This window comes from Streptomyces sp. NPDC001157 (assembly GCF_053598255.1).
In genome coordinates this window covers 81233-91322 of the sequence record NZ_JBSFJW010000011.1, presented here as the reverse complement: position 1 = coordinate 91322, position 10090 = coordinate 81233, and the positions used below count along the sequence as shown (strand labels likewise).

Annotated in this window: 11 protein-coding genes; 4 read left to right on the top strand and 7 right to left on the bottom strand. The window is 69.3% G+C overall.

Features of this window, described 5'->3' with window-relative positions; genetic code table 11:
- Positions 1-8 precede the first annotated feature (8 nt).
- A complete protein-coding gene (locus ACWDAG_RS21225) occupies positions 9-368 on the bottom strand; it encodes an NADH-quinone oxidoreductase subunit A (RefSeq protein ID WP_003992243.1) in 360 nt (119 codons plus the stop codon).
- A 766-nt stretch (positions 369-1134) separates the two neighbouring features.
- Here ACWDAG_RS21225 and ACWDAG_RS21220 point away from each other — a divergent pair.
- Positions 1135-1929: a C40 family peptidase gene (locus tag ACWDAG_RS21220; protein WP_450697142.1), complete on the top strand. Its 795-nt coding sequence runs from the start codon at positions 1135-1137 to the stop codon at positions 1927-1929.
- A 105-nt stretch (positions 1930-2034) separates the two neighbouring features.
- Here the strand turns inward: ACWDAG_RS21220 and ACWDAG_RS21215 are convergent, their stop codons facing one another.
- Positions 2035-3855 (bottom strand): hydroxysqualene dehydroxylase, encoded by a 1821-nt coding sequence (locus ACWDAG_RS21215; protein ID WP_450697141.1) that lies wholly within the window; start codon positions 3853-3855, stop codon positions 2035-2037.
- Between the two features lie 90 nt (positions 3856-3945).
- Between ACWDAG_RS21215 and def the strand changes: the two genes are divergently transcribed.
- Positions 3946-4572, top strand: a complete 627-nt coding sequence (gene def, locus ACWDAG_RS21210; protein ID WP_450697140.1) for a peptide deformylase — start codon at positions 3946-3948, stop codon at positions 4570-4572.
- Here the strand turns inward: def and ACWDAG_RS21205 are convergent, their stop codons facing one another.
- Complete coding sequence (locus ACWDAG_RS21205; protein WP_450697139.1) at positions 4573-5889, bottom strand: geranylgeranyl reductase family protein; 1317 nt, start codon at positions 5887-5889, stop codon at positions 4573-4575.
- Between the two features lie 99 nt (positions 5890-5988).
- Here ACWDAG_RS21205 and ACWDAG_RS21200 point away from each other — a divergent pair, with 99 nt between their 5' ends.
- Positions 5989-6513: a GNAT family N-acetyltransferase gene (locus ACWDAG_RS21200; protein ID WP_450697138.1), complete on the top strand. Its 525-nt coding sequence runs from the start codon at positions 5989-5991 to the stop codon at positions 6511-6513.
- An 83-nt stretch (positions 6514-6596) separates the two neighbouring features.
- Positions 6597-6932: a PASTA domain-containing protein gene (locus ACWDAG_RS21195; protein WP_450697137.1), complete on the top strand. Its 336-nt coding sequence runs from the start codon at positions 6597-6599 to the stop codon at positions 6930-6932.
- A gap of 3 nt (positions 6933-6935) precedes the next feature.
- On the opposite strand, the gene ACWDAG_RS21190 is transcribed toward ACWDAG_RS21195, so the two are convergent.
- The 4 genes from ACWDAG_RS21190 to ACWDAG_RS21175 form a co-directional block, all read right to left on the bottom strand.
- Entirely contained in the window at positions 6936-7628 is a 693-nt protein-coding gene (locus ACWDAG_RS21190; protein ID WP_450697136.1) for a demethylmenaquinone methyltransferase, read from the bottom strand.
- Between the two features lie 110 nt (positions 7629-7738).
- A complete protein-coding gene (locus tag ACWDAG_RS21185) occupies positions 7739-8185 on the bottom strand; it encodes an imidazolonepropionase-like domain-containing protein (RefSeq protein ID WP_450697135.1) in 447 nt (148 codons plus the stop codon).
- Between the two features lie 7 nt (positions 8186-8192).
- Positions 8193-9392, bottom strand: a complete 1200-nt coding sequence (gene mqnC / locus ACWDAG_RS21180) for a cyclic dehypoxanthinyl futalosine synthase (protein WP_450697134.1) — start codon at positions 9390-9392, stop codon at positions 8193-8195.
- Positions 9393-9441: 49 nt separating this feature from the next.
- Positions 9442-10068 carry a prepilin peptidase gene (locus tag ACWDAG_RS21175; protein ID WP_450697133.1) on the bottom strand — a complete coding sequence of 209 codons (627 nt, stop codon included), beginning with the start codon at positions 10066-10068 and terminating at the stop codon, positions 9442-9444.
- Positions 10069-10090: the final 22 nt, after the last annotated feature.

Genomic DNA, 10090 nt, shown 5'->3' with positions numbered 1-10090 from the left:
AAGGCCCCTCAGTCCCATTCCAGGCCGCCGCGCCGCCATACGTACGCGTACGCGACGAAGACGGTGAGCACGAAGAGCAGCATCTCCACGAGCCCGAAAATCCCCAGGGCGTCGAAGGTGACGGCCCAGGGGTAGAGGAAGACGATCTCGATGTCGAAGACGATGAAGAGCATCGCCGTCAGGTAGTACTTGATGGGGAAGCGCCCGCCGCCGGCCGGCGTGGGGGTCGGCTCGATTCCGCACTCGTAGGCCTCGAGCTTGGCCCGGTTGTACCGCTTCGGACCGATCAGCGTGGCCATGACCACGGAGAAGATCGCAAAGCCTGCCCCGAGGGCTCCCAGTACGAGGATGGGCGCATACGCGTTCACCGCTCCTCGCTCCTCTCAGTCGGCACTGACTGCTGGCGATGGCATTGGACTCACACCAACCTCATGCGTCTCCCCAACCCCGCCCGTCCCGGCGAAGATCGAGAACATGTGAAGCAGGTCACAAGCCCAACTGCCTCGCATCTTATGCCCGCCGCTCTGTGATCTGCGACACGGGGTATTGCACAAGCTTTGTGATCTCCACCACCTGATGAAGGATCATGAAGTCGGATGAGCGGTGATCTTCGTACGCGAAGCGTCCAAGTGATCACCAGAGGTGACATTTTCGCTCGTCGGCGCAGCTCGGGAGGGGCGTCTCAATATCAAGAGACTTCCCTTGCATGCAAATTGGTGTTGGACGAGATGTCCTGATATTGCGCCGCGTTCACACATCAGAGGGAGGTGCACCGTCCGGTGTGGACGCGTGCACACATTCACGAGCGGGACCCGGCCGTGACGCGAGCGCAATCTGGTCGTGATCTTCGCGCGAGACGCGCACATTGCCGTGACCGTTGCGTGACCTCCGCCACACCGCGAGAGGCGCCCGAGAGCGGGGCTTGGCCACCCGTCCCAACCAGTGGTAGGCACGGGGCAATTCGGGCGTAATCATGAAACGCCGTGATCACGGGCCTGATGGGCCGCGCCCGCAATGTCCGTTACGGCGTCAATAAAGAGCGAGCCGCCCGGAATTCGGGCCGTTGGCTGAACAACTGTGGCGCACCACACGTTTCTTGAAGGTATGGAGGAGCCCCTGATACCCGTTGTTCTCATGTCCCACACCGCTCACATACGCAGCCACCGGAAGCCCCGCCGCAACGCGACGACGAGTCTCGCGGTGCGTGCCGGAGTTGCCGGTGGCGTCCTCAGCATGGCTGCGGCAGGCGCCTCGGCCTCGGCGAGCGCTGCCGAGACCACACAGACCCTGCAACTGCCCACCCTGACGGCCGATCTGGCCTCTCAGGTCGCCCAGTCCGCGGACGCCACTCAGCAGGCGGCCGCGAACTACGAGCTGCAGGCCGAGCGTGACGCGGCCGCCGCAAAGGCCGCGAAGCAGGCCAAGGCGGACCTCGCGGAGGCGAAGAAGAAGGCCGAGGCCAAGGAGAAGGCCGAGGCCGCCCGCAAGGCCGCCGCCGAGAAGGCCGCCTCCCGCAGCGCGGAGCGGACCACCCTCGCCGCCACCACGACGAGCACCTCGACGTCCACGGCCACCGGTTCGGCCGCCGCGATCGTCAACTTCGTCAAGGCTCAGGTCGGTAAGGCCTATGTGTCCGGTGCGACCGGTTCGTCCGCTTACGACTGCTCGGGCCTGGTGCAGACCGCTTTCAAGCAGATCGGCATCAGCCTGCCGCGGGTCTCGCAGGACCAGTCGACCGCCGGCACCCAGGTCTCGCTGAGCAACCTGCTGCCGGGCGACATCCTGTACTGGGGCAGCGCGGGCAGCGCGTACCACGTGGCGGTGTACGTCGGCGACGGCATGTTCGTCGGCGCGCAGAACCCGTCGACCGGTGTGGTCGAGAGGCCGCTCTCCTACGACCCGCCGACCGGCGCGGTGCGGGTGCTCTGACGCACCCCGCAGCACAACACGTGCTGCACGGACGTACGGAAGGGCCGCAGCCGCTCGGGGGCAGCGGCCCCTCCGTCGTTTCCGCCGGGCCCGTCCCGGGCGGGCCTATCCCAGGTCGAAGGTGTTGGGCAGGCCGAGCTTGTAGCGCAGTTCGTCGACCCGCTTCAGGGGCTCCATCTCCGGTGGCCGGTACAGCTCCCAGATCTCACACGGCTCGGCGTCCGAATTGTCCGCGTCCAGGAGGGCGTTGACGGCTCGTCGCGCGGATTCGTTGGCCCCCTCCATCGTCGCCAGGTCGACATCGGTGTGGACGTAGTCGCCGGCGAGGAAGAGGTTCGGGACCTTCGTGCGGGCCGAGGGGCGGTTGTAGAGCGTGCCCGTGGGGTGGATGAGGAGCTGCTCGCGGTTGTGCGGGTCCGGGCCGCCGAGGCCCGTCACCGCCGGGTCCATGAACCAGCCGAGGCGGTCCTCGTCCGTGAGGGTCGTCTTGCCGGCGTCGTTGAGGCCGTCCTTCAGCTGGGCCCACAGCTCGGCGACGATCTCGTCCTTCGTGCACTCCTTGGCCGTCTTGCCGTACAGGATGCCCGGCTTGTCCCACTCGGAGATGATCGCGGACAGGCAGTCGTGGGCCTGTCCGTCGCCGTAGTCACGCGAGAAGTCCCTTGCGTCCCAGAACTGGGCCTGCCCGATGCCCGTCACCGACCAGGGCGAGTCGAGGCAGTTGATGTGGCCGTGCACGACGGGGGTGGGCGTGCGCAGATAGAACATCACCCCGGTCATCCAGTCCGTCTGCAGGGCGTCGCAGCGCGCCAGCTGCGGGTCCGCCGCCCGCAGCGCCCTGCCCCAGGTCCCGCGCGCGTGCTCGACGGGCATGGCGGAGACGTAGTGGTCGGCGGTGACCATCCGCTCCTGGCTGCCGTCGCGGGCCGCGACACGTACGCCGGTCACGCGGCCACCCTCGTACACGACCTCCCGGACCTGCGTCCCGAGCACGAACTCGACGCCCCGGGAGCGTAGGTGGGTCTCCCAGGGGTCGATCCAGGCCTCGCTGGTGGGGGCGTTGAGGACGCGGTCGATGTCGGCGTCGCCGTCCAGGCCGCGGCCGAGCACGCCCCAGAGGATCAGGGCCTCGATGATGACGCGGCCGACGGTGCGCGTGGACGCCACCTCCGCGCGGGTGGCGACGAGGTTGCGGGTCTGGCCGATGCCGAGGAGGGTCCGGTACTCCTCGCTCATCTCCTCGGCGCGGATGAAGTCCCACCAGGCGGTCTTCTCCCACTGGTCCTCGCGGCGGGCGTCGCAGCTGGTGAGGTGGACGAGGAGGCGGTCGGCGAAATAGGCGGCCTCGTGGGCGGGGAGGCGGGTGCCCAGGTCCAGGGCGGAGAGGATCTGGTCGCGGATCCAGGACGGGGTGATGTCGCCGGGCGCGGGCGGGGTCGTGACGCGGCGCAGGGGGAAGTGCAGGTCCGGGCGGCCGGAGCTGCGGGCGAACAGTTCCTCGGTGGCGTTCCGCAGGTTGCCGTGGACGCCGTTCGCGTTGCCGGGGAAGGGGATGCGGCGCATCGTGTCCGGCAGGTTCCGGTAGAAGCCGGGGAAGAAGCGGAAGCCGTGCTCGGCCGGGAGCGGCGCCCGGCCGCCGGTTCCCGTGCCCGGGACGGGCATCGAGCGGGCCTTGCCGCCGAGGACGTCGTAGTACTCGTAGACGGTGACGGCGTAGCCGCGTTCGGCGAGTTCGTGGGCGGCGCTGAGGCCGGAGACCCCGCCGCCGAGGACGGCGACGTGCTTGCCGGCGGAGGCGGAGGCCGCGGTCGCGCGTCCGGCGGGCCATAAGGCGAGGGCGCCGGCCGCTCCCCCGGCGCCGGTGAGGAAGCGTCTGCGGGTGTGGCCGGTGTTCTCCTGCGCCTGCTGCGCGTGTTCTGTTGTCATGAACAACGGAGGGTAGGGAGCGGCTCCGCAGGCCGGAACCCGGTTCTCCCGCCACCCACAGCATCCTCACAATCACAAGGAGGCACAGCCATGCCCAGTGTGTTCGTACAGGGAAGGCCCGTCGACTCGTATCCGCGGCTCGCGCCCGAGGCCCGGCGCGGGAAGGTGCGGCGCGTGACCGAGGTCGGCGAGGAGGTCCTGCACAAGCCCTGCAGGGACGTCACCGAGTTCGGGCCGGACCTCGCCGCGCTCATCGACGACATGTTCCTGACCATGTACATCGCCGAGGGAGCCGGTCTCGCGGCGAACCAAGTGGGCGTCGATCTGCGCCTTTTCGTGTACGACTGCCCGGACGACGACGGGGCGCGGCACGTCGGGCACGTCGTCAACCCGGTCCTCGACACCCTCGACCCGGCCCGGCGCCGGCTGCTCTACGAGAGCGAGGGGTGCCTGTCGGTGCCGGGCGCCGTGATGGACGTACCGCGTCCGGACCGGGCCGTGGTGCGGGGACTGGACAAGGACGGGCAGCCGCTCGTCATCGAGGGGACCGGGTACTTCGCGCGCTGCCTGGCCCATGAGACGGACCATGTGAACGGCCAGGTCTACCTGGACCGGCTCTCCCAGCGGGAGCGGAAGGACGCGCTCAGGCAGGTGGCGGACCGGCGCGACGAGGTGTTCGCGCGCCGGGCCGCCAACGTGGAGGCTCTCAGGAGCTAGTCACGCCTTGGGGGCCACCCTGCTCAGCCCGTTGATGATGCGGTCCATCGCGTCGCCGCCGGACGGGTCCGTGAGGTTCGCCAGCAGCTTCAGGGTGAACTTCATCAGCATGGGGTGGGTCAGACCGCGCTGGGCTGCGATCTTCATGACCTTCGGGTTGCCGATGAGCTTCACGAAGGCGCGGCCCAGCGTGTAGTAGCCGCCGTAGGTGTCCTTGAGGATGCGCGGGTAGCGCTGCAGGGCGAGTTCGCGGCTCGCGGGCGTCGGGCGGGCGTGCGCCTGGACGATGACGTCGGCGGCGATCTGGCCGGACTCCATGGCGTAGGCGATGCCCTCGCCGTTGAAGGGGTTCACCAGGCCGCCGGCGTCGCCGACCAGGAGCAAACCCTTGGTGTAGTGGGGCTGGCGGTTGAAGGCCATCGGGAGGGCGGCGCCGCGGATGGGCCCGGTCATGTTGTCCGGGGTGTAGCCCCAGTCCTCCGGCATGGAGGCGCACCAGGCCTTCAGCACCTCGCGCCAGTCCAGTTCCTTGAAGGAGTCGGAGGTGTTCAGGACGCCCAGGCCGACGTTGGACGTGCCGTCGCCCATGCCGAAGATCCAGCCGTAGCCGGGGAGCAGACGGTCCTGGGGGCCCCGGCGGTCCCAGAGTTCCAGCCAGGACTCCAGGTAGTCGTCGTCGTGTCGGGGGCTCTCGAAGTACGTACGGACCGCGACGCCCATCGGGCGGTCCTCACGGCGGTGCAGGCCCATCGCCAGCGACAGGCGGGTCGAGTTGCCGTCGGCGGCGACCACGAGCGGCGCGTGGAAGGTGACTTCGCGCTTCTCCTCGCCGAGCTTGGCGTGCACGCCGGTGATGCGGCCGGTGCGCTCGTCGATGATCGGGGCGCCGACGTTGCAGCGCTCGAAGAGCCGGGCGCCCGCCTTCTGGGCGTTGCGGGCGAGCTGCTCGTCGAAGTCGTCGCGCTTGCGGACGAGGCCGTAGTCCGGGAAGGAGGCGAGATCCGGCCAGTCCAGCTGGAGGCGGACGCCGCCGCCGATGATGCGCAGCCCCTTGTTGCGCAGCCAGCCGGCCTCCTCGGAGACGTCGATGCCCATCGCCACGAGCTGCTTCACGGCGCGCGGGGTCAGGCCGTCGCCGCATACCTTCTCGCGCGGGAACTCGGTCTTCTCCAGCAGGAGTACGTCGAGGCCGGACTTGGCGAGGTGATACGCCGTCGTGGAGCCGGCCGGGCCCGCGCCCACGACGATCACATCGGCGGTGTTCTCGGAGAAGGGCTCGGGGGAGGGCTCGGAGTGGGGCTCGGTCACGACGGTCACGGCGGGATCTCCCCAAGTTCGAAAATCTCTGTGCCGAGCGGCACTGGACACAGGCAGTCTATTCAGCAGAATTGATCACCCGGCTGAAGGGCTGTCCTCGTGAACCGAGCTCTCCCCGTAGTACGGCTGCGCGTCCCCACCGACGAGGACGCGATCGCCTGGCACCGGCTCTTCGACGATCCGGAGGTCATGGAGTTCTGGGGCGGGAAATCGGCCGAACTCTCCGTCTACGAGGAGCTCACCGCCCGGCAGCGCAGACACGACGCGGAGCTCGGCTTCTGCCTGTGGACCATGGTGGACGAGTCCGGGCAGGTCATCGGCTTCACGGGCGCCCAGCCATGGCCGCACGAGTGGGGCCCCACGGGCGAGATCGAGATCGGCTGGCGGCTCGGGCGCGAGTTCTGGGGCAAGGGATATGCCACCACGGCCGCGCAGATGACGCTGGAACGGCTCAGGGCGGTGGGCGTGCCGACCGTGATGGCGATGGTCAGACCGGGGAACGAGCGGTCCATCGCGGTCACCCGGCGGCTGGGCATGAAGCCGGCGGAGAGCTACCCGCACCCCCGGTTCCAGGAGGACGCCCTCTGTTTCCGGCTCCAGCTCCAAAATGGTCACGCACAGTAATCGACTGCTACAGAAAGATACTTGGCGCTTCCGGATGGCACCCCCGTGCGGTTACTCTTCCAGTACCGCTGGGGGTGACATCTGTGCGAATAACACCCAAAACACCCGAGGTACGCGTACCACGGCTCGTCGGACTGATGGCCATGGACGCGCGCAAGACGGCGGAGGCGACCGGCCTCTTCCTGAATGCGCCGGACCGGCCCGACTTCCACCAGACCGTGGTCGAGTACGTCGTACGGCAGTACCCGCAGCCCAATGCGGAGGTACCGCGGGACTCCGTGATCTACGTGTGGTTCGACTTCGGCGAAGGAGAGGGCGGCGGAGGCGTGCGCGAGCCGCGCATTCCCAGGCCCCCCACCGGGGGACTGCAGCGCGAGCTGGACGAGCCGGGCGACCCGTACGTCGTCAGCTCCGCCTGAACGTCAGCCCTTGAAACCTCGGTGCAGGGCGACCACCCCGCCCGTCAGGTTCCGCCACGCCACCTTCGACCAGCCGGCCTTCTGCAGATGCTCGGCCAGCGCGGGCTGGTCGGGCCAGGCGCGAATGGACTCGGCGAGATAGACGTAGGCCTCCGGGTTCGAGGAGACCGCGCGGGCGACGGGCGGCAGGGCGCGCATCAGGTACTCGGTGTAGACCGTGCGGAAGGGCGCCCAGGTCGGGTGCGAGAACTCGCAGATCACCACCCGGCCGCCGGGCTTGGTCACCCGGTGCATCTCACGCAGGGCCGTGTCGAAGTCCTGCACGTTGCGCAGCCCGAAGGAGATCGTGACGGCGTCGAAGGTGTCGTCCTTGAACGGCAGCTTCGTCGCGTCGCCCGCGGTCAGCGGCAGCCAGGGGTGCTTCTTCTTGCCGACCTGGAGCATGCCGAGGGAGAAGTCGCACGGGACGACGTACGCGCCCGTGCGGGCGAAGGGCAACGAGGACGTGGCCGTACCGGCGGCCAGGTCCAGGATCTTCTGCGCGGGCCGGGCGTCGACCGCCCGGGCCACCTCCTTGCGCCACACCCGGTCCTGGCCGAGCGACAGCACATCGTTCGTCAGGTCGTACCGTTCCGCCACGTCGTCGAACATCGAGGCGACTTCGTGCGGCTGCTTGTTCAGGGAGGCGCGGGTCACGCCCGCCATTCTTGCAGCACCGCCCGCGGCTCCCGCTCAGGGGAGGAACCTGGGCTTCTTCTTCGCGGGGCGAGGGAGAGTTCGGGAGCGTTCGGGAAGGCGGTCGCGGGCTAACGACGTCGGTGTACGAGGCGCCCCGCGCACACCGTCGCGAGGCACGCGCCGGTTTCGTCGAACACGGCGAGGTCGGCCCGGCCGGACTCGGCCAGAGCCGGGGGCCGCGTACCGGACAGGACGAGGACGTCGTTCCGGTCGGCCGCCGCCCGCAGTTCGGGTGAGTCGGCGTACTGCGCGAGGATCGCCACGGCGCCCGACTTCAGCACGGCATGAACGCGTTCACGTGGGCTCGGGGCATCGGGAAGCGGACCCTCGTGGAGGCGCCCGGGCTCCAGGACGCCCGGCCAACTCCGCACCCGTGCCTGCGGAAACCGGTCCCGCACCTGAGCCAGCGGACCCACCGCGGCGATCCGGTTCCCCTCGACCGCCACGGCGCCGTCCTTGATCGGCTCGGCGTCGCGGCCGGTCCGGACCTCGTCCGCCGCGTGAATCGTCAGCACCGGTACGTCAGTTGGAAGCCAGCAGCTTCAGCTCGGGGTGGGCCGTGCCGCCCGCGATCGCCGTGGACGAGATGTGCGACATCACCCGCTCGTCGACGGGGTCGTTCGCCGGGTCGTCGTGGACGACGATGTGCTCGTACGTCGTGGTTCGCTGGGCGGGAACGCGCCCCGCCTTCCTGATGAGGTCGATGATCTCGAGCCGGTTGGAGCGGTGCTTGGCACCGGCCGAGGAGACGACGTTCTCCTCCAGCATGATGGAGCCGAGGTCGTCGGCGCCGTAGTGCAGGGAGAGCTGCCCGACCTCCTTGCCGGTGGTCAGCCAGGACCCCTGGATGTGCTGGACGTTGTCCATGAACAGCCGCGCGATGGCGATCATCCGCAGGTACTCGAAGAGCGTGGCCTGGGTGCGGCCCTTCAGGTGGTTGTTCTCGGGCTGGTAGGTGTACGGGATGAAGGCACGGAAGCCGCCCGTGCGGTCCTGTACGTCACGGATCATCCGCAGGTGCTCGATGCGCTCGGCGTTGGTCTCGCCCGTGCCCATGAGCATGGTGGACGTCGACTCGACACCCAGGTTGTGCGCGGTCTCCATGATCTCCAGCCAGCGCTCGCCGCTCTCCTTGAGGGGCGCGATGGCCTTGCGCGGCCGCTCGGGGAGCAGCTCGGCGCCGGCGCCCGCGAAGGAGTCGAGCCCGGCCGCGTGAATACGGGAGATGGCCTCCTCCACGCTCACCTTGGAGATCCGGGCCATGTGCTCGACCTCGCTCGCCCCCAGGCTGTGGATGACGAGCTGCGGGAACTCCTTCTTGATGGCGGCGAAGTGCTTCTCGTAGTACTCCACGCCGTAGTCCGGGTGGTGCCCGCCCTGGAACATGATCTGGGTGCCGCCGAGCTCGACGGTCTCCGCGCAGCGCCGCAGGATGTCGTCCAGATCCCGCGTCCAGCCCTTGGCGGTGTCCTTGGGAGCGGCGTAGAAGGCGCAGAACTTGCACGCCGTGACACACACGTTCGTGTAGTTGATGTTGCGCTCGATGATGTACGTCGCGATGTGCTCGGTGCCGGCGTACTTACGGCGGCGCACGGCGTCGGCGGCGGCGCCCAGCGCATGCAGCGGGGCGTCGCGGTAGAGGTCGAGTGCCTCTTCGGGGGTGATCCGACCACCGGCCGCGGCACGGTCGAGGACGGACTGAAGGTCGGCCTTCTCGGTCACCGGGGCGTCCCTTTCGTCAAGGGTTGTGGACAGACCTGCCCAGCCTACGTCAGGCCGTGTACGCCCCGATCAGCAGCCCGAGAAACGCCCCGCCGAGCAGGAACGGCCCGAAGGCGGCAGCCGTCTCGCGCCCGGCCCGCCCCGCGACGGCGAGTGCGCCCGCGTACAGCGCCCCGAGCAGGAACGCGGCGAGGGTGCCGAGCATGAGCGTCGGCCAGCCGTACCACCCCAGGGCGGCGCCCGGCCCGAGCGTCAACTTGACGTTCCCCAGGCCCATGCCGTCCGGCTCGATGAGGGACAGCACGAGAAAGAACCCACCGAGCGCGAGGGCCCCGTACAGCGCCGTCGTCCAGTCACCGGCGTGCTCGGGGAGCAGCGCCACGACGCCGAGCAGCACGAGGGCGGCGCCCGCGAGCGGCAGCGTCAGAACGTCCGGCAGCCGCTTCACCCTCAGGTCGACGAGCGCCAGCAGGACCCCGACGGGCCCGAGCAGCAGCCAGACACCGAGCTCGGGGCGGGTGCCGGTGGCGGCGGCGAGGGCGGCACAGACGGAGGCGGTGACGAGGGCGGGGGCGCCGGGTCCGTACGACCGTACGGAGAACCGGTGGGCGGCCCGTGGCAGCAGCGCCCCTGCTGCCGCGCCCCAGAGCGCGGCGACGGCGATCAGCAACTTCATCCGTTCCGGGGGTCGTTGGCCT

What these genes read in the sequence shown, in the direction of transcription:
- ACWDAG_RS21220 (WP_450697142.1), top strand. Translation starts at nt 1,135, where the DNA reads ATGTCCCACACCGCTCACATACGCAGCCACCGGAAGCCCCGCCGCAAC.
- ACWDAG_RS21215 (WP_450697141.1), bottom strand. Translation starts at nt 3,855, where the DNA reads ATGACAACAGAACACGCGCAGCAGGCGCAGGAGAACACCGGCCACACC.
- def (WP_450697140.1), top strand. Translation starts at nt 3,946, where the DNA reads ATGCCCAGTGTGTTCGTACAGGGAAGGCCCGTCGACTCGTATCCGCGG.
- ACWDAG_RS21175 (WP_450697133.1), bottom strand. Translation starts at nt 10,068, where the DNA reads ATGAAGTTGCTGATCGCCGTCGCCGCGCTCTGGGGCGCGGCAGCAGGG.